This window comes from Acidovorax sp., assembly GCF_046339755.1.
GTDB lineage: Bacteria > Pseudomonadota > Gammaproteobacteria > Burkholderiales > Burkholderiaceae_C > Acidovorax.
The window spans coordinates 22,200-45,381 of record NZ_JBKDTZ010000209.1; the positions used below are offsets into that span (position 1 = coordinate 22,200).

Below are 23,182 nucleotides of genomic sequence, written 5' to 3' on the forward strand. Positions count from 1 at the left end.
CGAGCGGCCGTGCGGTGGCACGCACCGCAGCGCCCCCTCAATACAGCCCGTACTGGTAGTCGTAGCTGCGCAGCGAGAGATCCGGCTGGCCAGTGGTGTCGAAGCCCAGTTGCAGCAGGTTGGGGCGCGGGTTGGCCGTGTCCACCACGAGCTCATCGTCCGCCTCGGATTCCGACGGTGCCAGGAACACAAAGCTCTGGAACACCGCGTTCAGCACGGATTCGGTGCGCCGGGGGCGGTGCTCCTCGTCCAGCAGCAGCACGGGCTTGTGCAGTTGCTCCTGGTGCATCCAGAACCACACCCCCTCGCCCGCCGGGCCGGGCTGGGCGCCGGATTGGCCCTTGCCGTACCAGCTGTTGGGCAACTCGCCCGGGGTGACACCCGCCGGGTCCCAGGCGAGCGCGCCCAGCCCGTCGCCCACTTCGATGTAGATGCTCACACTGCGGTCGTAGCGGGCCCGCACGGCACGCGGCAGGATCTTGTCCAGGCCGCGAGGGCCCGTGCGCTGGTAGTCCCAGTCGCGCAGCAGCATGTCGGTGACCTTGGCCATGTCGGCCGCGGACTGGAAGCCGGAGTCGCCGAGCTGTATCTGCCAGTCCCCCAGCACCTTCACGAGCAGGGGCAAGGGCACGCCCAGGCTTTTTTCCAGATCGGCAAAGGCCGCCCTGGCGGGCTTCTTCCTGGCACCACCATCGCCCGGCGTGACGGTGATGAACTCCGCCTTGGCCGCCACGCCGCGCACGCGCTCGATCCAGGGCCTGCCCTGGTCGTACAGAGGACCCAGGATGGGCCCCAGGTCGCGCACCTTCCAGGTGGTGTCGAAGCTGCGGGACTTGCCCTCCAGCGTGGCCTTGCCCCGCAATCGCACACGCTTGAGGCCCACGGGCAGCGGGAACACCAGCACCGGGGATCGGGCGATTCCGTCCGCCGTGGCCTGGTGATCGAACTTGCCCACCACCTTGCCATCGACAAACACGTCGGCCGCCACGCGGTCGCCCGGCTCGATGGAGGGATGGATGCCGGCCCTGCCCGGGGTGCCCACGGGGACGGCGTCGCCCTCTGCGGCAAAGGCATGCCCGCCGTGCGCACCGGCCATGGCGGTCGCCAACCAGGCCGACATGCCCGCGAGAACGTGCCGCCGCTGTGGCCCAGGCTGTTGCTGTGGCTGTGCCATGACATCCATTTCTCCCCCGGTACTTTCGTCGGTCATCTGAATGCCTGCCGCGGCTGCGCTGCGCCTGCCGAACCCGTCCTCAATACATGCTGTAGTTGTAGTCGTAGCTGCGCAGCCACAGGCGCGGGCGCCTGCCGTCCTCGAAGTGCAGCTGCAACAGGTTGGGGCGCGGGTTGGCGCTGTCCACCACCACTTCGTTGTCGGCCTCGGGCGAATCCACTTCCGTCACCGCGAAACGCTGGAACACGTGGGTCAGCGCGGCTTCCGTGGTCCTGGGTCGGTAGTCGTCGTCCAGCAGCAGCCGGGGCCTGTCGAGGTGGTCCTGGTGCAGCCAGTACCACACCCCTTCGCCCGGTACTCCGGGCCTGGCCCCGGGGTTGCCGCCATCGCCCCAGGGGCCCAGCGGTTCACCGGGCGTGGCGCCCGCAGGGTCCCACGCGAATGCGCCCAGGCCATCGCCGACCTCGACGAACACGGCCAGACTGCGGTCGTAGCGGGCGCGCACCGCGGCAGACAGGATGGTATCGATCCCGTCGGGCCCTTTGCGCTCGTAGCCCCACTCGGGCCCCAGCAGCAGGTCGGTGACCGTGCACATCGCAGCGGCCGAGAGGAAATAGGAGTCGTTGACTTCGATCCGCCAGTCGCCCAGAACCTTCACCAGCGGGGGCAGCGACACCCCCAGCTGTTTCTCAAGGTCTGCGAAAGCGGCCTTGGCGGGCTTCTTCCTGGCTCCGCCATCGCCTGCCTTGACACTGACCGCAAGCTCCAAGCTTTTTTCCAGGCCGCGGATGCGCTCGATCCAGGGCTTGCCCTGGTCGTACAGAGGTGCCGACAAGGGGCCGATGTCGCGCACCGTCCAGGTCCTGTCGAACGGCACGGCCTTGCCCTGCAGCGTCGCGTCGCCCTTGAGCCGTATGCGCTTGAGGCCTGCAGGCAGGGAGAACACCAGCGCCGGGCGCCTGGGAAGGCCTTCCACCTGGACCTTGTGGTCGAGCCTCGCGAACACCTTGCCATCGACCACCACATCGGCGGCCACCGTGTCGCCAACACGGGCCCAGGGATGGATGCCAGCCCTGCCGGCGGTGGCGGCCTGCGCAGCCGCCGCTGCCATGCCCGGAATGGCGCCCGCGACGATGGATGCCGATATGCCCGCCAGAATGCTTCGCCGCTGCGCCATGGAATCCCTTTCCCTCCATTTGTGATGGTGGGATTGTAGGAATGCGCAACGGGCTGCAAACGCGCTACGGCGACCCGCAAAGTAACCAGCTGTGAACGGTAAAGCGCCGTCTACAACTGAGACTCCAGCAACGCCGCCATCCGCTCAGCGAGCTTTTCCCTGAGCGGCCTCTCCCGCCACTCCTCGTAGGTCACGCGCCGGGACTTTGCCAGGTCCTCCTCGAACACGCGCGTCTGGCGCTCGGCGAATGCCGAGTCGTAGACATTGAGGTTGGCCTCGTCGTTCAAGCGGAAAGACCGGTTGTCGAAATTGGTGGAGCCCACCGACACCATGCGCTGGTCCACGATCATGACCTTGCAGTGGTACATGCTGGGCTGGTACTCGTAGATCTCGGCACCGGCCGCCAGCAGCGGGCCCCAAGTGGCGCGCGAGGCGGCTTTCACGGTCTCGGTGTCGGTGTACGGGCCGGGTGTGATGAGGCGGATGCGCACACCGCGCTTCAAGGCATCGAGCATGAGCTGGCGCGTGAGGTCGTCGGGCACGAAGTAGGCCACCGACAGGTCCAGGCTGCGCTCGGCCGCGGTGATGGCCATGTGGTACATGAGCTGCATGCTCTCACTGCCGCTCGACGGCGAGCTCGAGAACATCTGCGCGCGCTGGTTGCCCTGCGGTGCAATGGGCGGAAAGTACGCATCCCCATGCACCACCTTGCCCGTGACCTTGAGCCAGTTGTCCAGGAAGGTGGCCTGCATCTGCGCCACCGCGGGGCCACGCACCTGGTAGTGCGAGTCGCGCCAGTGGTCGGGGTCCTGGGCATTGCCGGTCCACTCGGGCGCGATGCCCACGCCGCCGGTGAAGCCCACCTGCCCATCCACCACCAGCAGCTTGCGGTGGGTGCGGTTGTTCATGCGCGCCAGGTTGTACCAGTGCGGCTTGTGGAACTTCTCGACCAGCACGCCGGCCTCCCGCATCTCGGTGAGGTAGCTTTCTTCCATCTTGGCACTGCCCACCCAGTCGAGGAGCACATGCACCGGAACGCCCGCGCGGGCGCGCTCGGCCAGGGCATCGGCGAACTGCTTGCCGATGTCACCGGACCAGTAGATGTAGGTCTCGAAGGTCACGCTCTTTTGCGCCGAGCGGATGGCCGCGAGCATGGGCGGAAAGATCTGGTCGCCGTTGATCAGCTCCTTGACCTCGTTGCCGCCCAGGATGCCCGGGCCCAGCAGGCTGCCCATGGCCCGTTCGAACTGCGGGCTGGCACTGCTGTACAGGCGCGGCAACTGGTGCTGGATCTTTTTCTCGCCAGCCGTGAAATTGAGTGCGAAAAGCACGAGGGCGGCCGTGGCCACGAAGGTGAGGAGCGCGATGCGCACGGTGCGACCGGGTTTGGGCATGGCGCGATTGTTGGAGAGCCCCCAAGGACCCCATGTAGGCCGAATTCCCCAGATGACGCGGCACAATGGCGCCTGTTGTCTGCTTGCGCCATGCACCACCACGCCCTTCACGCCTCCCTCCCCACCGTTGCACCGTTGATGTCCCGGCGCACTGCCCTGCTCGCCGCTGGCGGCAGCCTGCTGGCCCTGCATGCGCCGGGTGCGCACGCCAAGGCACAGGCCACCACAGCTGCCGCCCCCACGGTATGGCCGCAGGCACTGCAGGTGCCGGGCGGCGTGGCCCGCCTGTCGCTGGGGCCGGCGGCAACGCGGCCGGTGGTGCACACCCCCGGGGCCAAGGGCGAGCCGCTGCCCGTGCTGGTGGTGGGCGATGCCATCGAATGGACGGCCGTGGTGGGCATCCCGCTGTCCGCCACGCCCGGGCCCGCACACGCCACCCTGCAGCCGGCCGGTGGTGGCGCAGCGCGGCAGTTGCCCTACACCGTGGCGCCCAAGAAGTACAAGGAGCAGCACCTCACCGTATCGCCGCGCACGGTGGACCTGTCGCCCGAGGACCAGGCCCGCTATGAGCGCGAGCGCGACCACCAGGCCCTGGTGATGGCCACTTTCACCGAGCAGCCCGCCGGCAAGGCGCTCGATTCGCTGCGCATGCGCGTGCCGGTGCCGGGGCGGCGCTCCAGCTCGTTCGGGCTGCGCCGGGTGTTCAATGGCCAGGCGCGCAATCCGCACAGCGGCATGGACATCGCCGCCCCCACGGGCACGCCCATCCTGTCGCCGCTGCCGGCGCGCGTGATCGACACCGGCGAGTACTTCTTCAACGGCGGCACGGTGTGGCTGGACCACGGCCTGGGCCTGCTGTCCATGGTGTGCCACCTGAGCGCCATCGACGTGAAGGTGGGCGATGTGCTGGCCACCGGCCAGCGCCTGGGCGCCGTGGGCGCCACCGGCCGCGTGACGGGCCCGCACCTGCACTGGGGCGTGATGCTCAACCGCACCATGGTGGACCCCGCCCTCTTTGTTCCCGCCGCATGATGGCGAACGCCTGCCAGAGCACCCGCATGAAACACTCCCATCCAGCCCGGCAGGCCAACCCTGCCCCATCGGCCCGGGCCGCTGCGCGCCTGGCCATGGCATCCGCTGCCGTGGCACTCCTGTGCACAGGCTGCGCCGTGGTCACCGTGGCCGATGCCGCCGTGAGCGTGGCGGCCACCACCGTGAAGGTGGGGGCCAAGGTGGTGGGCGCCACGGTGGACGTGGGCGCCGCCGGTGTGAAGGCGGTCACGGGCGGCAGCAGCGACTGAGCGCCCCGCCGCGCCCCTCGTTTCTCCAACCCAGCCGGCGGACCCGCACATGCGCGGCGCGGGCTTGCGCACACGGTAGTCCTTGCGGCCACCACGCCTGCCCAGCGGCGGGCAGGCTGTTTCAATCCCGTTGCATTGGCAGCATGTGAATGCGAATACGGAGCAGTTGTACTTGACACACCTACTTGCTTCTCATTACATTTACCCCCTGATTGCAAATCAGTTGCACTACCCTTATCGCTTACCCAGCCACACCAAGGGCAGGTGCAGGCGCGCCACAACGCGTTCCGGCGTTTCCTGCTCTTTTCATGAAGTTGTGTAAAGAGCACATTTGGCACCACGTTAACCGCCGAAGATGTTGCGTTGATGCATCGCAGCGGCTTGGGGCACATAGTTATCCAATGTAACATTCTTGGGTAGACAGCGCCTGGCCAGCCACCCGAATGCGCGCCCTGCCAGCCACTGGCGTCTTGTCCGTCACACCGTTTTTCTTATCCATCTGGAGGCCACTTTGGCAAAACAACCCGCAAAGCGGGGCAGCAAACTGCGCCCGCGACAACCGTCCCGCCCCGCAACGGCTGCCATCGCACCGGCCAGCGACAAGGCCTTGCTGCCCCTGGGCGCGCTGATGCTGGCCGCCTCGGTCAGCAGCTGGGCGCAGACCGCCACGCCCGAGGCCACCATGGGCACGGTGACGGTCAAGGAAGCCGCCGAAGTGCAGTCCAAGGACCAGTTGCAGACCAAGAAGACCCAGATCGGCAAGGGCACGCAGGACATCCGCGACATTCCCCAGTCGCTGACGGTGATGACCGAGCGCCTGATGGACGAGGCCAAGCTCGATACCCTCAAGCAGGCCCTGCACTACACCTCGGGCATCACCTTCGCGGCCACCGAGAACGGCACGGACCAGGACATCCGCCTGCGCGGGTTTTCCGTGTCCACCGTGGGCGACCTGATGATCGACGGCATGAAGGACCCCTCGCAGTACGAGCGCGACACCTTCAACTACGACCGCATCGAAGTGCTGCGCGGCTCGGCCTCCATGCTGTTCGGCCGGGGCTCCACCGGCGGCGTGGTCAACCAGGTCAACAAGAAGCCGCTGCTCTTGGACCAGTATGAGCTGGAAGCCACCTACGGCACCGACAGCGTGCTGCGCACCACGGCCGACCTGAACAAGCTGCTGGGTGAAGACGCGGCCTTCCGCCTGAACCTGATGCACACCAAGGGAGACAACCACGGTGCCAAGATCGACAAGTACGGCATCGCCCCCACCGTGAGCGTTGGCGTGGGCACGCGCAACGAGTTCTCGGTCGGCCTGTTCCACCTGAATTCGGACAACGTGCCATGGGCCAACCTGCGCTACCTGCAGGGCACGGCCCCCACGCTGATCAACCCCAAGAACTTCTACGGCACGCAGAGCGACTACCTGCGCGGCAAGGCCACCTACGCCATGGCCTCGTGGATCCACCGCTTCGACGACGGCAGCGAGCTGACCACCCAGCTGCGCGCCGGCACCTTCGACCGCTCGCAGTGGGGCACCACGGCAGGCTACGGCACCACGGGCGGCGCCGCCACCACCTGGGCCAACCTGAACGGCAGCACCATCCTGACCAGCGCCGGCCTGAGCCCGCGCGCCGACACGCACGAAGGCGTGTACGCCCAGACCAACTACACCACCAAGGCCAACTGGGGCGGCATGAAGCACGAGCTGATGGCCGGCATCGACGCCAGCCAGGAAAAGGCCTTCTTCAACGTGGCCCTGGGCCAGCCCGGCACCAACTACAACAAGGGCAACACCACGGTGGGCACGCCGGACGACGGCCGCACCACGGCCCTGTCGCCTTCGTACCGCTACGACCAGAACTACGACTCCACCTCGGTGGGCGCCTATGTGCAGGACCTGGTGCAGATCGCCCCGCACTGGAAGCTCTTGGGCGGCCTGCGCTGGGACCGCGTGAGCTCCACCCCCGAGCGTGACGCCTACGCCAACAACGTGATCACCCACGAGACCACGCGCCTGCGCTACAACTCGCTGTGGAGCCAGCGTGTGGGCGTGCTGTTCCAGCCGAGCGACACGGCCTCCTACCACTTCTCGTACAGCACCTCGTTCAACACCTCGGCCGACACGTACCGCTTCACCACGCAGCAGACCGCCAACACCGACGCGGAAAAGAGCCGCAACTTCGAGTTGGGCGCCAAGCTGGACTGGCTGGGCGGCAACCTGTCCACGCGCGGCGCGATCTTCCGCACCGAGAAGTACAACGAGCGCACCACCGATGCCGACTTTGCCGGCACCGCTTACCTGCTCAACGGCAAGCGCCACGCCGCCGGCGTCGAGCTGGACGTGGTCGGCCGCATCAACCCGCAGTGGGACATCTATGCGTCGTACACCTGGATCCCCGTGGCCACCATCGACAAGACGGGCAGCGCCGCAGCCAACACCATCGGCCAGCGCGTGGGCCTGACGCCCAAGCACAGCGCCAGCGTGTGGCTGGGTTACCAGGCTAATACCAAGCTGCGCGTGGCCGGCGGCGTGCGCGGCGTGAGCGAGAACCGTCCCGTGAGCGGCACCACCGGTGCGGCCTCGGCCACGGCGTACGCCCAAGGCTATGTGGCCCTGGACCTGATGGCGCAGTACAACTTCACCGAAAGCCTGTATGCCAAGCTCAACATCACCAACGCGACCAACCGCAGCTACGGCGACCAGCTGTACCCCGGCTTCGTCACGCTGGGCGAGCCGCGCAACATCCGCGTGACCATAGGCACGCGCTTCTGAGCGACTGCCCTACCATTGGCCCCACCCGAGACACCGACACCCGCCATGCTGCTGCACATCCCGAACCTCCTGAACGCCGACGAACTGCGGGGCGCCCAGGAACTGCTTCGGGATGCGCCTTGGCATGACGGGCGGGTCTCGGCCGGGCCTCAGGCGGCGCAGGCCAAGAACAACGAACAGCTGCCCGAGCAGTGCGAGGCGGCGCAAGCCCTGCGCCAGCTGCTGCTGCGCGGGCTGGAACGCAGCCCGCTGTTCTTCTCCGCCGCCCTGCCCAAGACCATTTCGCCCCCCATGTTCAACCGCTACGGCGGGGCGGCCAATGCCTTCGGCAACCATGTGGACAGCGCCGTGCGCTTTTTGCCCGACGGCAAGGGGCGCGTGCGCACCGACATCTCGTGCACCGTGTTCCTGAGCGCCCTCGAAGACTATGACGGCGGCGAGCTCGTCATCGAAGACACCCACGGCCCCCAGCGCGTGAAGTACGCCGCCGGCGACATGGTGGTCTACCCGGGCACCAGCGTGCACCGGGTGGAGCCCGTCACGCGCGGCCAGCGCCTGGCCGGCTTCTTCTGGGTGCAGAGCATGGTGCGCAGCGACGAGCAGCGCCGCCTGCTGTTCGACATGGACCAGCACCTCACCCAGCTGCGCGGCAGCGTGGGCGATGCATCGGGCGCCATCGTGGGCCTGACCGGCACGTACCACAACCTGCTGCGCATGTGGGCCGACGTGTAGGCCGGGCACGCATGTCCGCCCCTTCCACCCCCGCCCTGCAGCAGGTGCCTGCGCACATCGTCTCGCTCGACGACCATGAGCGCCATGCGCGCACCCTGCTGGACGACAACGCCTGGGCCTATTTCGCAGGCGGTGCAGCCGACGAGATCAGCCTGCGCGCCAACCGCAGCGCCTGGGATGCGCTGCCCCTGTGGCCGCGCGTGCTGCGCCCCCTGGCAGGCGGCCACACGCGCGTGGAACTGTTGGGCCGCACGCTGGCGCACCCCGTGCTGCTGGCGCCCGTGGCCTTCCAGCGCATGGCCCATGGCGATGGAGAACTGGCCACGGCCTACGCGGCCGCCGCGCTGGGCGCCGGGCTGGTGCTCAGCACCCAGTCCACCCTGCCGATGGAAGCCGTGGCCCAGGCCGCGCTCAGCGAGGAAGGCCGGGGCCCGCTGTGGTTCCAGCTGTACCTGCAGCACGACCAGGGCTTCAACCGCGCGCTCGTGCAGCGGGCCGAGGCCGCAGGCTACGAGGCCCTGGTGCTCACCGTGGACGCCCCCTCCAGCGGCGCACGCGACCGCGAGCGCCGCGCCGGCTTTCGGCTGCCGCCCGGCATGGGCGCGGTGAACCTGGCGCAGTTGCCCCCGGCCCCGCGCCCGGCACTGCAGCCCGGCCAGAGCGCGATGTTCGACGCCCTGCTGCACCAGGCACCCACCTGGGACGATGTGGCCTGGCTGCAGTCCAACACCCGGCTGCCGGTGCTGCTCAAGGGCGTGCTGCACCCTGCCGATGCCCGCCAGGCCGCCAGCCTGCAGGTGGCAGGGCTGGTGGTGTCCAACCACGGCGGTCGCACGCTCGATACCGTACCCGCCACGGCCGTGGCGCTGCCGCGCATCGTGCAGGCCGTGCAGGGCCGCATGCCCGTGCTGGTGGACGGCGGCATCCGCCGCGGCACCGACGTGCTCAAGGCCATGGCGCTGGGCGCCTCGGCCGTGCTGGTGGGCCGCCCTGCCGTGTGGGGCCTGGCCAATGCCGGTGCCGCCGGCGTGGCCCAGGTGATCCGCCTGCTGCGTGACGAACTCGAAATCGCCATGGCACTGACCGGCTGCAAGACCCTGGCCGACGCCACCCCCGAATTGCTGGGCCTGCCGCCTGCGCCTTCTCCATAAACACACCCCTTCTCCAGAAAGCTGCTTCACCATGAAGAAAACCATCGGCATCCTGCTCGCCACCGCGCTCGCGGCCTCGGCCGCCTTCGCGCAGACGGGCGAGCTCAACCTGTACTCGGCCCGCCACTACGCGACGGACGAGGCGCTGTACAACAACTTCACCAAGGCCACCGGCATCATGATCAACCGCGTGGACTCCGACGACGCCGGCATCCTGGCGCGCCTGAAGGCCGAGGGCACGGCATCGCCCGCCGACGTGATCCTGCTGGTGGACGCGGCCCGCCTGTACCGCGGCGAGGCGGATGGCCTGTTCCAGCCCATCCAGTCCAAAGTGCTGAGCGATGCCATCCCGGCCAACCTGCGCAGCACGCCGGCGGCCGATGGCGGCATCTCCTGGTTCGGCCTGTCCACGCGTGCCCGCGTGATCGTCTACAACAAGATCAAGGTCAAGCGCGAGGATGTGGACACCTACGAGAAGCTGGGCGACCCGAAGAACAAGGGCAAGCTGTGCATCCGCTCGGGCTCGCACCCCTACAACCTGAGCCTGTTCGGCGCCGTGGCCCAGCACCTGGGCGACGCCGCCGCAGAGGCCTGGCTCAAGGGCGTGGTGGCCAACCTGGCACGCCCACCCAAGGGCGGCGACACCGACCAGATCAACGCCGTGGCGTCCGGCGAATGCGAGATCGGCGTGACCAACAGCTACTACCTGGCGCGCATGATGCGCTCGGGCAAGCCCGAGGACGTGGCCGCCACCAACAAGGTCGGCGTGGTCTTCCCCAACCAGCAAAGCTGGGGCACGCACCTGAACATCGCCGGCGGCGCGGTCGCCAGGAATGCCAAGAACCGCGACAACGCCATCAAGTTCCTGGAATACCTGGCCAGCGCCGATGCGCAGAACTACTTTGCCAACGGCAACAACGAATGGCCGGCCGCCAAGGGCCTGGCCATCGACAACCCGGCCCTCAAGGCCATGACGGGCAACAAGCCCTTCAAGACCGAGACCATCCCGATCAGCGCCGTGGGCGCCAACGTGACCAAGGTCCAGCAGATGCTGGACCGCGTGGGCTTCCCCTGATCCTCAGCCGCCCGGGCTTTTGTCGACCCGGGCGCTGCGCACACCACTGACCTGGCCGCGCACCACCTTCCAGAAGTTCCTGGTGCCTTCCACCAGGCGCCATGCCTTGGAGCGATGGGCCAGGACCCCCACCTCGGGCAGCACGTCGCGCAGGCTTTGGACGTTCAGGATCTTGGTGTACTTGCGGATCGTGCTCGGGCTGTGGATCAGCAGCATCACGCGCCAGCCGTAGTGGCGGCCCAGCACCAGCATGCCGATGGCGCTTTCGAGTTCGTCCAGGTCGCCATTGAATTCGTCAACGGCCCGGTCGATGATGGCCAGCAGGTCCTTGTCGGTCATGGGTTAGGCAGCAGGATAGGAGGCAGAGCCACCCGGAATGGGCGGACAGCGGCGCCAGTGTCTCACGGAAACCGCAATAACGATAATAAGAACCATTTAGCAGCAGCGCCGCACTGCGGCCAAGCCGGCAGAAAGGCCGCCTGCGGCAGCTATGCTCGGTGCTCACTTCGCTTGCCACAGCCCATGACCCCGCGCCTGATCCGCTTCAACAAACCCTATGGCGTGCTCAGCCAGTTCACCGCCGAGGGCAAGTGGCAGGGCCTCAAGGACTACATCGACCAGCCGGGCGTGTACGTGGCCGGGCGGCTTGACGCCGACAGCGAGGGCCTGCTGCTGCTGACCAGCGATGGCCCGCTGCAGGCCCGCATCGCCGACCCACGCTTCAAGATGGAAAAGATCTACTGGGTGCAGGTGGAGGGCCAGCCCGGTGAAGAGGCCCTGGCGCAGTTGCGCAACGGCGTGCAGCTCAATGACGGGCAGACGCGGCCGGCCCGCGCCCGCCTGCTCGACCCTGCGCCGGCCGTGTGGGCGCGCACACCCCCCATCCGCGAGCGCAAGGCCATTCCCACGGCCTGGATCGAGCTGGCCATCCGCGAGGGCCGCAACCGCCAGGTGCGGCGCATGACGGCGGCGGTGGGCTTTCCCACCCTGCGGCTGGTCCGTGCCGCCATCGGGCCCTACACGCTCGATGGGCTGGCGCCCGGCACCTGGGCCGAGCAGGCTGTGCTGTAGCGCCCTCTTCTGGCGCTGAAATCCCGCGACGGACCCCAAGACGCCATCCAGGGTAATCCCGGATTTCTATAGTCCTCTAGAGAACTATAGTTCTCGGCATGCAAGCTTCCCCGCACCTGGCCCTGGTCGACACTTCCCCCGGCATGCGCCGCTATGCCGCGCTGGCCGCCGCCCTGCGCGCCCGCGTGGTGGCGGGCGAGTGGCCGCGGGGCAGCGCCCTGCCGTCCGAGAACCTGCTGGCCGCCGAGCACCAGGTGGCCCTGGGCACCATGCGCCGCGCGCTGGAGCTCTTGGTCGAGCAGGGGCTGATCGAGCGCATCCACGGCAAAGGCACCTTTGTGCGCCAGGGCATCGCGGGCGGCTCCATGCTGCGCTTCTTCCGCTTTGGCGGTGGCAGCAACGAGGTGCCGCAATCGCGCATCCTGCTGCGCCAGAGCGTGCCGGCCACCGCTGTGGTGGCGCGCGCCCTGGGCGTGGGCCCGGGCGAGACCGTGCTGCGCCTGCTGCGCCTGCGCCTCTTGGCCAGCCAGCCCTGCCTGCTCGAAGACATGTGGCTGCCGCTGGACCTGTTCGCCCCGCTGGCCGACGACGAGCTGGGCGGCTGGGACGACCTGCTCTACCCCATGTTCGCGCGCCGCTGCGGCGTGCACGTGCACCGCGCGGTGGACCAGATCGGCTTTGGCGTGCTGACCGCTGCGCAGGCCGCCCAGCTGCGCCTGCAGGCAGGCCACCCCTGCGTGGCGGTGGAGCGCAATGCCTACGACCTTGCGGGTCGCTGTGTGGAATGGCGCACCACACGCGGCGATGCGCATGCCTTCCATTACTCCGTCACGCTGACCTGAGCCTCCACCTCTCTCTTTCGGACCACTGCAGGAGCCCCGCAACATGACGACCTCTTCGCCATCCTCCGCCTCCCTCCCACGCCGCCGCCTGCTGGTGCAGGCCGCCGGTGCCGCGCTGGCCGCGCCCTGGCTCGCGGCCGGCCAGGCGGCCACGGTGGCCGGCGGCCGACCGATCACCCTGGTGGTGAGCTACCCCGCCGGCGGTGGCGCCGACCTGATCGCGCGCATCGTCGCGCCGCGCATCGCCGACGCGCTGGGCCAGAGCGTGGTGGTGGAGAACAAGCCCGGCGCCAGCGGCCAACTGGCCGCCACCCAGGTGGCACGTGCCACGCCCGATGGCAGCACGCTGCTGCTCGATGCCTCGTCCTTCGCGGTCAACCCCTCGCTGTTCCCCAAGCTGCCCTATGACAGTGCCAAGGCCTTCACGCCGCTGGCGGTGCTGGCGACCTTTCCCAACGTGCTGGTGTGCACGCCGGGCTTTGCGGCCAAGTCGGTCAAGGACGTGCTCCAACTTGCCAAGGCCAGGCCGGGCGAGCTGACCTATGCCTCCTCGGGCAATGGCTCGGCCCAGCACCTGGCGGGCGCCATGTTCGAGGGGCGCGCAGGTGTGCAGCTGCTGCACGTGCCCTACCGCGGCGGCGGCCCGGCCATGACCGACGTGATGGGCGGGCAGGTGCCGCTGTTCTTTGCCAACGTGGCCTCGTCGCTGGGCCACATCCAGGCCGGCAAGCTGCGCCCGCTGGCGGTGACCAGCATGGTGCGTGCCCGCTCGCTGCCCGAGGTGCCCACCATGGCCGAGGCCGGCGTGCCCGGCTACGAGGTGCTTGAATGGAATCCGCTGCTGGCGCCCGCCGGCATGGCGGCGGATACCAAGGCCGCCCTGGTGGCCGCCGTGCGCAAGGCCCTGGCCGACCCCGAGGTGCTGGGCCGCGTGCGCCAACTCGGCGGCGACGTGTTTGCCGATGCCTCGCAGCAGACAGCCGGCAAGTTCATCGCCGCGCAGCAGGAGCAATGGGCCAAGGTGGTGCGCGAGCGCAAGATCTCCGTGGGGTGAACTCCAGGAGCGTGTTCGCGTTCCAAGCGCGCACGCTTTGTGCATGCGCAGTCGATCGAAATGGCTTTTTCTTCCGCTTTGACCCCTCTCTCTCCTGCCCTGCCTTCGGGCTGGGACACCCATGTGCACGTCTTTGACCGTGCCGCCCCGGCGCAGGCCGGGCACTACGAGCCCGTGCACCGGCCGCTGGCCGACATCGAGGCGCTGGCCGCCGCGCATGGCGTGGGCCATCTGGTGCTGGTGCAGCCCAGCGTGTACGGCACCGACAACCGCGTGCTGCTCGATGCGCTGGCGCTGTCCCCTGGCCGCCACCGCGGCGTGGTGGTGCTGGACGGCGATGTGCCCGACGCCGAACTCGACCGCATGCACGCGCTGGGCGTGCGCGGCGTGCGCTTCAACCTCGTCTCACCCGTGGGCAATGGCCCCGAGACCATGAAGGCCCTGGCCCCGCGCCTGGCCGAGCGGGGCTGGCACGTGCAGTGGTACGCCAGCCCCGAAGACCTGGCCACCATCGTCCACCTGCACCAGGGCACGCCCGTGGCCTGCGTGCTGGACCACCTGGCCGGCCTGCACGGCCTGCTGCCGGCCGACGACCGCGCCTGGCAGGCCCTGGCCAAGCTGGCCGGGCAAGGCGCCTGGGTCAAGCTCTCGGGCTGGTACCGGCTGCAGGCCAGTGCGCCCTACGGCCTGCTCCACCCGGCCATCACCCGCGTGGCCGCGCACATGGGCGAGCGCCTGGTCTGGGGCTCGGACTGGCCGCACACCTCGTTCGCGCCCGACGCGCTGCCGCGCTATGCCAGCGTGTGGGAGCCGGTGGTCAACGCGCTGGGCCACGAGGCGGCGCTGCGCATCCGCGATGCCGGGGCCAAGCTGTACAGCTGACGTGGCCCTCAGCATCTCGCGGGTTATGCGGCATTGCCTTTCCGGATGCAACGTACCGTCGGCTGCCCGCAGCAACGGGCACACGGCAGGCCAGTGCCACCGTGGAACTGGCTTTGCCAGGCCCCTGGTGGCGTCCCCCTCGGGGGAAGGCGCGAAGCGACTCAGGAGGGCCTATTCATTCACCTGGGCCGCCTCATCGATCACCAGGTAGCGCTTGACCAGGTCGAAGAAGCTTTCGTAGAAGGTGTCGGTGGTGATGGTCTCGCTGCCCACGCGCACCAGGGACTCGCTGCTCGACGAGAACGGCAGCGACACGGACCCGATGGCCCCCACGCCCAGGCTGGCCGAGTTGTTGGTCTTGCGCAGCGCAAAGCTGTCCTGGATGGCGGTGACGAAGCCCAGGCTGATCTTGCCGGTGGGCGACTCGGGCACGCAGACCACGCGGATCACCATCTGCATATGCGTCTCGGCGCCGGGCTGGAAGTTCTTCTTGCCCTCCACCAGTTCGGCCGAGCTGGTGTTGATGATGTAGCCCTGGCTGAGCAGTGCCCGGCGCGATGCCTCGCAGGTCTGTGCCGGGGTGGCATCGAACAGGCGCGAATAGGTGGCCAGCGAGCCGAATTTCTCCTGCGGCGCCTGGGGGCCCTGCGGGCCGCTGGGCAGGGCTGCGCAGCCCGTCAGGAACAGCGTTGCCGCGCCGGCCAGCACCAGGGCCAGCGGGCGGAGCGAGCGGAAGAACAAGGGCGAAGCGGGGCAAAGGGACTGGCGCGGGGACATCGGCGGATTCAAAGGCAGCACTCCGAAAGGGCAGGCATCGGCAGGCGGGTGTCGCTGTGAGACCCAGGGCGGGCCGGTGGTTCCCGGCATTCTAGAAATGAAACCCATTGAGGAGATGACATGCTCATTTCCAGTATCCAGGCCACTGCTGGCCTGCGCTATCCATGCCACATGATGCCATGCCGCTCTCATTTCGATAGCCAGCCAGCCGCTGTCCGCGATGTTTGGTGGTGATTGTTACAAATCCATTCCCAAGTGGCACGGGGCGATGCTGCATAGCAGCACAGTTACACATCCCGACATACAAAAAACCAATTACTACAAATACACTACACGCCATTGGGCCGGCGGCACCCTATGGGAGGGGCTGAACAAGGAGCCCGGGAGGACCGCGCCAGCGTGCGCGGTGAAGGACGAACTACGTGAACACCAAAGCCGGACCACCATCGCTTTCGCTGTCCCTGGAACCCATCGACAAGGAAGGCGCCGCCGCTGCGGCTCCCTCCGCCGCCACAGGGCGCGTCTGCGCCCGCTGCAAATACACCCGCCAGTCCAGCGACACGGCACCCGACTGGCAGTGCCCCAGCTGCCAAGTGGCCTACGACAAGGTGGATCCCCCCAAGCCTGCAGAACCCAAGGCCGCCGAAGCACCGGCCCCGGCGCCCGCCCCCTACATAGGCAAGGCCGCCCGGGCGCGCGCAGCCGCTGCAGAGGCGGCTGCCGCCGAAGCCGAGGCCAAGAAGAAGGCCAAGGCGCGCAAGAAGACTTCGCGCGAGCTCCCCACGACCTGGATCGGCCTGGGCCTGGCCATCGTGCTGGTCCTGGGCCTGGTGGGCTGGAAGGTCCAGGCCGACAAGGCCCGCGCCCAGGAGCGCGCCGCCAAGATCGAAGCCGATGCCCGCGCCGCCGAAGTGGCGGCCCAGAAGGCCGCCCAGGAACAGCAGGCGCGCATGCAAGCCCTGGAGAAACAGGCCCGCCGCAGCAGCGAGGGGCCCGAGGCGGTGAAGGAACTGCAGGCCCTGGCGGAAAAGGGCGACCTGCGCGCCATGCTGGTGCTGGGCACCACGCTGCGCGATGGCCGCGGCGTGGCCAAGGACCCCGAGCAGGCCATCCAGTGGCTGACCAAGGCATCCAATGAAGGATTGGCCCTGGCCAGCGTGCAACTGGGCTACAGCTATGAACGTGGCCTGGGCGTGACCCAGCAGGCCGAACAGGCCGAGAACCTGTACCAGCGCGCCGCGCGCCAGGGCGACCCCTCGGGCCTGTACAGCCTGGGCCTGCTCTACTCCACCGGCCTGGACAACGTGGGCCGCCGCCCCGTGGCGGCCCACATGCTGCTCGACCTGGCGCAGCGCGCGCACAAGGAGCAGCAGCAGGACGACACGCTCGTGCCGCCCAACCGCGGCGCCTTCTGGGCGGCCGGCACCATGCGCCGCCTGGCGCCCAGCATGAGCATCGTGGAAGTGGCCGAGGCCAAGCGCCTGGCCGACGCCTGGAAGCCGGGGCAGCCCTTCGGCTTCTGATCCCCGGCGGAGCTCTGGAGTGCCGGCTCTAAAGCCGACCTGCTGAGCGGCAGATTACCGCCAGATACAGGCAGCGGGGCGCGGCAAGGGTAAAGTGCAGGCCCTTGCCTTGGCCGTGCACCCGGTTGCACGTCCCGCTTTTCCGCTTCTTCTGCCCCTCTTCCCATGTCCAATCTCATCGTCCACGGCGGTACGCCCCTGCGTGGCCGCATCACCCCGTCCGCCAACAAGAACGCCGTGCTGCCGGTGCTGTGCGCCACCCTGCTCACGCGCGAGCCGCTGCGCCTGCATGGCGTGCCCGACATCACCGACGTGCGCAAGATCCTCGACATCTTCCGCATGCTGGGCAGCAGCGTGCAGATGGACCAGGCCACGGGCACCCTGAGCCTGCACCATGAACACACGGTGTTCGACCCCGCACAGCACCGCCTGCCCGAGGAGATGCGCTCGTCCATCATGCTCATCCCGCCGCTGCTGGCGCGCTTTGGCGTGGCGCGGCTCGAAGACAACGTCAAGGGCTGCACCCTGGGCGTGCGCGAGATCGACCCGCATGTGGAAGTCTTCCAGCGCTTTGGCGGCAGCGTGGAGCGTGCCGAGGGCTCGCTGCTGGTGCGCAGCAGCCACCAGGGCGCGCTCACGCCCACGGACCACTGGCTCGACTACGCCTCCGTCACCACCACCGAGAACTTCGTGCTCTGCGCCGTGGCGGCCAACGGCACCTCCACGCTGACCAACGCGGCGTCGGAGCCGCATGTGCAGGAGTTCTGCCGCTTCATGGTGATGCTGGGCGCGCGCATCGACGGCATCGGCACCTCGCGCATCACGGTGCAGGGCGGCGCGGCGCTGGGCGGCGGCGAGTTCCGCTTCGACGAGGATTTCCACGAGATCACCACCTTCCTGGCCCTGGGCGCGATCACCGGCGGCGACGTCATCGTGCGCAACAGCGCGCCTGGCAACTTCCCGCTGATCGACCGCACCTTCGCCAAGTTCGGCGTGGTGGTGACGCACGAGGACGGCTGGTCGCGCGCGCACTGCCCCGGCCCGCTCAAGGTGCAGACACCGTTCACGAGCAATGTGCTGACCAAGGTCGAGGCCGCGCCCTGGCCCTACTTCCCGGTGGACCTGCTGCCCATCTTCATCGCCCTCGGGGTGCGCGCGCAGGGCAACTGCATGTTCTGGAACAAGGTCTACGACGGCGCGCTGGGCTGGACCGGCGAACTCTCCAAGTTCGGCGCCCACGTGTTCTCGTCGGACCCGCACCGCCTCATCACCTTCGGCGGCAACCCTCTGAGCCCCGCACTGGTGGAGAGCCCCTACATCATCCGCGTGGCGATTGCCCTGTTCATGGTGGCGGCCAGCATCGAGGGGCGCTCGGAGATCCGCAACGCCGCCCCCATCCGCCGCGCCCACCCGCGCTTCGTGGAGAACCTGCGCAGCCTGGGCGTACAGGTGGAGTGGACCAGCGAAGATTAGGGCAACGCCAAACCAAGTCCCTCGCGCGCCGCGCGCCCCGCTTTGGGCGGTCTGCGGCGCTGCAAATACTCGCCATAGCACAGGCTATGGCTGCGCTTTGCGCCTGGCAGCCCATCCCAAATCAGGGCACGCGCCATCGCGAAGACTTGATTTTGCGTTGCCCTAGCTCAGCGGCGCCGGAACCAGAGCACCACGCCGAGGAACACGACGCCCGTGAGAATGGGCGACCAGGACATCAAGAGTTCGACCCACGTCGACTTGCGGATGCCCGACCAGACCTCGACCTGCACCCGGTCGATGCGCAGGTTGCGCGAGGACTCGAACTCCAGCTGCGGGGCGGCCTTGCGGTCTTCCTTGAAGCTCACGCCCTTGGCTGCCCCCACCATGGACACCGGCTGCCCTGCGCGCGCGCCCTTGTGCACCAGCTCGGGTAGAAAGGAGATGGGCGAGGGCCCGTCGAACTGCAGGCTGGTCTGCCAGCGCGAGCCGGCATCGCCGTCGGCCAGCGCCACGCCCGAGACCTTGACGACGACGGTGAAGGGGTTCTTGCTGGTCGGCAGCGACAGCTCGTCACCGCGCCATCTTTCGGTGTTGGCGTAGATTCCCTTGCCCTTGTCCCCCGGCGTCTGGGCCTGCTTTTCCTGAAAGCGCTGGAACTTCGCCAGCGTCTCGGGCGACAGGTCGTAGATCTTTTCCAGCGTCTTGCCATAGGCGCCGGCTTCGTCCTTGGCCTGCACCCCCGGCAGGGCGGCCACCAGCATCAGAAACGCCGCTGCAGCCCACAGCCACCCCCGGCCCGAACGGGCCACACCAATCTCGGTACGCATCACGGATTATTTCCCCTCTTGCTCTGTTGTCGTTGCTTGTGCGCCCGGCCTCCCGTGCCGCGCTGCAGCGAAGTGTAGTAGGAGACAATGCGCCACTTTTTTTCCGCACCTGCCCATGCCCTTGCCTGCTGCCCTGCTCTGCCTCGTGGTCGCCATCAGCGACGGCGACACCCTCACCGCCCGCTGCGGCGCGCCTGGCGCCTACGAACGGATCAAGGTGCGCGTGGCCGCCATCGACGCGCCCGAACGCAGGCAGGCCTTCGGCCAGAAGGCGCGGCAGCACCTGGCGCAGATGTGCTTCAAGCGCCAGGCCACGCTGCAGCCCATCGAGGAGGACAGCTATGGCCGCACGGTGGCCAATGTGCGCTGCAACGGCGCCGACGTGGCCACGGCCCAGGTGGCCGCAGGCCTGGCCTGGGTGTACACGCCGTATGCGGAGCACCACCCGCACCTGGCACCGCTGCAGCGCCGGGCACGTGCCGGGGGGGAAGGCCTGTGGGCCCAGAAGCGCCCGCTGGCGCCGTGGGACTACCGGCACCGGCACCAGAAGCCCTACTGAGCCCCGCTACCGCAGCAACGCCAGCACCCCCTGCGGCAGCTGGTTGGCCTGCGCCACCATGGCCGAACCGGCCTGCTGCAGGATCTGCTGGCGCGCGAGCGTGGCGGTCTCCACCGCGAAGTCGGCATCGAGCACGCGCGAGCGGCTGGCCGAGAGGTTTTCGCTGCTGTTCTGCAGGTTGGCCACGGCCGTTTCCAGGCGCGAGGCCTGGGCGCCGATCACCGCGCGCTGGCCGTTGACGTAGTCGAGCGCCCGGTCCACCGCCACGATGGCCTGGGCCGGCGAGACCGTCACGTCCAGCGTGCTGCGCAGCCCCAGCGACGTCAGGCCCATGGCGCCTATCGATGTTTCCAGGGTCTGGTTGGCATTGGCCCCGATCTGGAAGACCTTGGTCGTCGTGCCGCCCTTGGACGTGGCAATGGTCTCGAAGGACTCGGCAAAGCCGTCGAGCACGTCGGTGCCCGAGCGGCTGCCGCTGTTGGGCACGGTGCTGGTGGCGGTCTTCGTCTCGCCGCCATCCACATCCTGCCCGCCGATGGCGCCGGTATCGGCATTGTTCAGGTCGAAGCCGCTGATGAAGGCCGCGCCGTTGGCGGCGAACTGCGTCTTGAAGTCGGCGGCGCTGGCAAACTGCCCCAGCGCGGCGTTGGCCCGCGCCAGGTCCAGCGTCGAACCCGGGTTGGCGCTCAGGTAGGTGAGCACATCCTTCACGCCCTCGCCGCCCGCACCCTTGATGCGGTTGTGCATGTAGCGCACGGCGGAATAGCTCGACGAGTAGAACTCGCTGGTGTTCGACGGGCCGTTGATGGCCGCCACCACGGCGGGCAGCCCGATGTTGGCGATGTCGCCCTTGACCCGCTCCTCCGCCCCCTGGATGAACTCGGCCGTGCCCTCGGCAAACCACAGGTTGTTGGTGGTGATGTCCTGCCAATTGGTGCTGCGCGCCATCACTGCGTGCACCATCTCGTGCGCGATGATGCGGTCGTTGTAGTACGGCGCGTTGCCCCCGTCGGGGAAGTTGGGCGGCACGAAGTCGGCCATGTCCACCTGCAGCGTCAGGCCGGTGCCGCGCCCCTGGCCATCGAAGCCCGTGGCCTGCACGTAAGCGGCCACTCCGCCCGCCCCGTCGGTGTAGCCGGTGTACTTCACCGCCAGCGCCGCCCCGTCGGCCTTGATGCCGTAGAGCTTGCTGATCAGCGTTTCGCTGCTCTCCAGCCAGCTGCCCACACTGGTCATGCCATCGAACACGGCCAGCAGCTTGGCATCGCCCACCAGGCTGCCCTGGCTGGGGTCGAACACGTTCATGCCGTTGAACTGGGCCGTGTTGGCGGTGCGGTCGATTTCGGAGGCCAGTTGCGCCACTTCGGCCTGGATGGCCTGGCGGTCGGTGGCGCTGTAGGTGCCGTTGGCGGCCTGCACGGCGAGTTCGCGAATGCGCTGCAGGCTCGACGCAATGGTGCTGATGGCGCCTTCGGCCGTCTGCAGCAGGGAGATGCCGTCGTTGGCATTACGCGCCGCCTGGTTCAGGCCACGGATCTGGCTGGTGAAGCGTTCGGAAATGGCCAGGCCGGCTGCATCGTCCCGGGCGCTGTTGATGCGCAGTCCCGAAGACAGCCGCTGCACGGAGGTCGCCAGCGCGTTCTGCCCCACGCTCAGGTGGCGCTGCGCGCTCAGCGAGAACACATTGGTGTTGATGGTCAACGCCATGGCATGCCCGAAGAAGAACTCCTGACCGACCGAACAGGCAGGGCTGCGCACGCGCCGCCGCTACCAGGGCCGGCCCCATGCCAGCCCTTTATTTCTGGGTTATCGGCGCATGTAACAGAAACTTTCGAACAATTTTCAGTTGCAGCCCCGTTCAACCACCGCCCGGAGGCCAAGCACGCCGGGCGCAAAGCCGGTAGCATCGAGCCCCAGGTAGAAACCCTGATACTCGCCGCCCGCCAGGGATTTCCCCATTTTTCTGGGGAACGCCTCTCGCGCAGCGCCTTGCCCGTCCTTCCCGTGTCCGAACCGTCCCCGACCTCCTCCACCCCACTCCCGGCGGACTCGCCCTCTCCCAGCGTCTACCGCCATACCGGCTTTCTGGCCTTTCTGTCCGCCCGCCTGATCGCCGTATTCGCCACCCAGGTGCAGGCCGTGGTGGTGGCCTGGCAGGTGTACGACCTCACGCGCGAGCCGCTGGCCCTGGCCTACGTGGGGCTGGCGCAGTTTCTGCCCATGCTGTGCCTGCTGCTACCGGCCGGCGACCTGATCGACCGCTTCGACCGCCGGCGCATCCTGGCCATCAGCTGGGCCGTGGGCGCTGTCTGCAGCGGCCTCTTGTGGTGGCTGTCGGGCCATGGCGCCACGGGGGTGAACGGCATCTACGCGGTGCTGGTGCTGTTCGGCTGCGCGCGCGCCTTCTCGGGGCCGGCCATGCAAAGCCTGCTGCCGCAGATCGTGCCGCGCGAGCAGTTGGCCCAGGCCCTGGCCGCCAACAGCATGCTGATGCGCGCGGCCAGCATCGGCGGGCCGCTCTTGGGCGGCTTGCTCTACGCCGTGGGCGGGGGCGAGCTGACCTATGCGCTGTGCTTCGTCTGCTTTGCGCTGGGCGCCTGGCTGCTCACGCGCGTGGCCGTGCCCTACGCCGCGCCCCCCGCCGCGGCGCAGGGCAGCATGTGGCAGCGCTTTGGCGCGGGCATCGGCTTCATCCGCTCGCGCCCCATCATCCTGGGCACCATTTCGCTGGACCTGTTCGCCGTGCTGCTGGGCGGCGTGGTGGCCTTGCTGCCTATCTACGCGCACGAGGTCCTGCACGTAGGCCCTGCGGGCCTGGGCGCACTGCGCAGTGCCATGGCCGTGGGCGAGGTGGGCGCCGGCCTGTACCTGAGCATGCGGCCCTTCAACCGCAGGGTGGGCTCCACCATGTTCATCGCCGTGGCCATCTTCGGCGCCGCCAACCTGGTGTTCGCGCTGTACACGCTGTTCTGGCTGTCGTTCGCGGCCCTGCTGGTCGCAGGGGCCGCGGACATGGTGAGCGTGTACATCCGCGGCGCGCTGGTTCAGTTCTCCACGCCCGACGCAATGCGCGGGCGCGTGAATGCGGTGAACATGCTGTTCATCGGCTCCTCCAACGAGCTGGGCGAGTTCCGCGCCGGCACCAGCGCGGCGTGGCTGGGCGTGGTACCTGCGGCCGTGCTGGGCGGCGTATGCACGCTGGGCGTGGTGGCGGCCTGGGCCACGGTGTTCAAGCCCCTGCGCAAGGTCGACAAGTTCGAGGAAGCGGCACAGGCACGGTAGCCTGGGAAAAAGCTACAAATGCAAACAACCCCGCGCGCATTTGTTTCGGGTAGGTAAAAGCCGCTGCGGGCCCTTGCCTTGCCTGGGCGGCAGGCGCAGCATGGCGGTCCGC

Annotated in this window: 21 protein-coding genes; 14 read left to right on the forward strand and 7 right to left on the reverse strand. The window is 68.4% G+C overall.

The annotated features are described in order from the left end of the window. Positions 1-37: 37 nt before the first annotated feature. From ACK59X_RS17170 to ACK59X_RS17180, 3 genes are all read right to left on the reverse strand, one after another. The gene (locus ACK59X_RS17170; RefSeq protein WP_409959098.1) at positions 38-1,120 is read right to left on the reverse strand and encodes a hypothetical protein; all 1,083 of its coding nucleotides are present in this window, start codon (positions 1,118-1,120) and stop codon (positions 38-40) included. Between the two features lie 133 nt (positions 1,121-1,253). After that, positions 1,254-2,351, reverse strand: a complete 1,098-nt coding sequence (locus ACK59X_RS17175) for a hypothetical protein (RefSeq protein ID WP_409959100.1) — start codon at positions 2,349-2,351, stop codon at positions 1,254-1,256. A 110-nt stretch (positions 2,352-2,461) separates the two neighbouring features. After that, the gene (locus ACK59X_RS17180; RefSeq protein WP_409959102.1) at positions 2,462-3,745 is read right to left on the reverse strand and encodes a phospholipase D-like domain-containing protein; all 1,284 of its coding nucleotides are present in this window, start codon (positions 3,743-3,745) and stop codon (positions 2,462-2,464) included. A 138-nt stretch (positions 3,746-3,883) separates the two neighbouring features. On the opposite strand from ACK59X_RS17180, the gene ACK59X_RS17185 reads away from it, so the two are divergent. The 6 genes from ACK59X_RS17185 to ACK59X_RS17210 all read left to right on the forward strand — a co-directional run bounded on the left by ACK59X_RS17185 (position 3,884) and on the right by ACK59X_RS17210 (position 10,780). Then, positions 3,884-4,777, forward strand: a complete 894-nt coding sequence (locus ACK59X_RS17185; RefSeq protein WP_409959104.1) for a peptidoglycan DD-metalloendopeptidase family protein — start codon at positions 3,884-3,886, stop codon at positions 4,775-4,777. A 26-nt stretch (positions 4,778-4,803) separates the two neighbouring features. Further along, entirely contained in the window at positions 4,804-5,046 is a 243-nt protein-coding gene (locus tag ACK59X_RS17190; protein WP_409959105.1) for a hypothetical protein, read from the forward strand. A gap of 511 nt (positions 5,047-5,557) precedes the next feature. After that, entirely contained in the window at positions 5,558-7,822 is a 2,265-nt protein-coding gene (locus ACK59X_RS17195; RefSeq protein ID WP_409959107.1) for a TonB-dependent receptor, read from the forward strand. A gap of 45 nt (positions 7,823-7,867) precedes the next feature. Then, positions 7,868-8,554: a Fe2+-dependent dioxygenase gene (locus ACK59X_RS17200; RefSeq protein WP_409959109.1), complete on the forward strand. Its 687-nt coding sequence runs from the start codon at positions 7,868-7,870 to the stop codon at positions 8,552-8,554. Between the two features lie 11 nt (positions 8,555-8,565). Continuing rightward, entirely contained in the window at positions 8,566-9,705 is a 1,140-nt protein-coding gene (locus ACK59X_RS17205; protein ID WP_409959111.1) for an alpha-hydroxy acid oxidase, read from the forward strand. A gap of 31 nt (positions 9,706-9,736) precedes the next feature. Then, positions 9,737-10,780, forward strand: a complete 1,044-nt coding sequence (locus ACK59X_RS17210) for an extracellular solute-binding protein (protein WP_409959112.1) — start codon at positions 9,737-9,739, stop codon at positions 10,778-10,780. Between the two features lie 3 nt (positions 10,781-10,783). On the opposite strand, the gene ACK59X_RS17215 is transcribed toward ACK59X_RS17210, so the two are convergent. Then, the gene (locus ACK59X_RS17215) at positions 10,784-11,119 is read right to left on the reverse strand and encodes a hypothetical protein (protein ID WP_409959114.1); all 336 of its coding nucleotides are present in this window, start codon (positions 11,117-11,119) and stop codon (positions 10,784-10,786) included. A 183-nt stretch (positions 11,120-11,302) separates the two neighbouring features. Here ACK59X_RS17215 and ACK59X_RS17220 point away from each other — a divergent pair, with 183 nt between their 5' ends. The 4 genes from ACK59X_RS17220 (at position 11,303) to ACK59X_RS17235 (ending at position 14,629) form a co-directional block, all read left to right on the forward strand. Further along, positions 11,303-11,851: a pseudouridine synthase gene (locus ACK59X_RS17220; protein ID WP_409959116.1), complete on the forward strand. Its 549-nt coding sequence runs from the start codon at positions 11,303-11,305 to the stop codon at positions 11,849-11,851. 98 nt (positions 11,852-11,949) lie between these two features. Beyond that, positions 11,950-12,693: a GntR family transcriptional regulator gene (locus ACK59X_RS17225; protein ID WP_409959118.1), complete on the forward strand. Its 744-nt coding sequence runs from the start codon at positions 11,950-11,952 to the stop codon at positions 12,691-12,693. 43 nt (positions 12,694-12,736) lie between these two features. Continuing rightward, positions 12,737-13,747 (forward strand): tripartite tricarboxylate transporter substrate binding protein, encoded by a 1,011-nt coding sequence (locus ACK59X_RS17230; RefSeq protein WP_409959120.1) that lies wholly within the window; start codon positions 12,737-12,739, stop codon positions 13,745-13,747. 60 nt (positions 13,748-13,807) lie between these two features. Further along, complete coding sequence (locus ACK59X_RS17235) at positions 13,808-14,629, forward strand: amidohydrolase family protein (RefSeq protein WP_409959122.1); 822 nt, start codon at positions 13,808-13,810, stop codon at positions 14,627-14,629. Between the two features lie 171 nt (positions 14,630-14,800). Here ACK59X_RS17235 and ACK59X_RS17240 read toward each other — a convergent pair whose 3' ends face one another. Further along, positions 14,801-15,406, reverse strand: a complete 606-nt coding sequence (locus ACK59X_RS17240; protein WP_409959124.1) for a DUF2242 domain-containing protein — start codon at positions 15,404-15,406, stop codon at positions 14,801-14,803. A gap of 422 nt (positions 15,407-15,828) precedes the next feature. Between ACK59X_RS17240 and ACK59X_RS17245 the strand changes: the two genes are divergently transcribed. Beyond that, on the forward strand, positions 15,829-16,929 hold the full coding sequence (locus ACK59X_RS17245; RefSeq protein WP_409959126.1) for a tetratricopeptide repeat protein: 1,101 nt from the start codon (positions 15,829-15,831) through the stop codon (positions 16,927-16,929). A gap of 165 nt (positions 16,930-17,094) precedes the next feature. Continuing rightward, entirely contained in the window at positions 17,095-18,402 is a 1,308-nt protein-coding gene (locus ACK59X_RS17250) for a UDP-N-acetylglucosamine 1-carboxyvinyltransferase (protein ID WP_409959128.1), read from the forward strand. Between the two features lie 167 nt (positions 18,403-18,569). Here the strand turns inward: ACK59X_RS17250 and ACK59X_RS17255 are convergent, their stop codons facing one another. Beyond that, on the reverse strand, positions 18,570-19,229 hold the full coding sequence (locus ACK59X_RS17255; protein ID WP_409959130.1) for a hypothetical protein: 660 nt from the start codon (positions 19,227-19,229) through the stop codon (positions 18,570-18,572). A 115-nt stretch (positions 19,230-19,344) separates the two neighbouring features. Between ACK59X_RS17255 and ACK59X_RS17260 the strand changes: the two genes are divergently transcribed. Beyond that, entirely contained in the window at positions 19,345-19,788 is a 444-nt protein-coding gene (locus tag ACK59X_RS17260) for a thermonuclease family protein (RefSeq protein WP_409959132.1), read from the forward strand. 6 nt (positions 19,789-19,794) lie between these two features. On the opposite strand, the gene ACK59X_RS17265 is transcribed toward ACK59X_RS17260, so the two are convergent. After that, positions 19,795-21,495, reverse strand: a complete 1,701-nt coding sequence (locus tag ACK59X_RS17265) for a flagellinolysin (RefSeq protein WP_409959134.1) — start codon at positions 21,493-21,495, stop codon at positions 19,795-19,797. A 297-nt stretch (positions 21,496-21,792) separates the two neighbouring features. Here ACK59X_RS17265 and ACK59X_RS17270 point away from each other — a divergent pair, with 297 nt between their 5' ends. Continuing rightward, the gene (locus ACK59X_RS17270) at positions 21,793-23,070 is read left to right on the forward strand and encodes an MFS transporter (RefSeq protein ID WP_409959136.1); all 1,278 of its coding nucleotides are present in this window, start codon (positions 21,793-21,795) and stop codon (positions 23,068-23,070) included. Positions 23,071-23,182 lie beyond the last annotated feature (112 nt).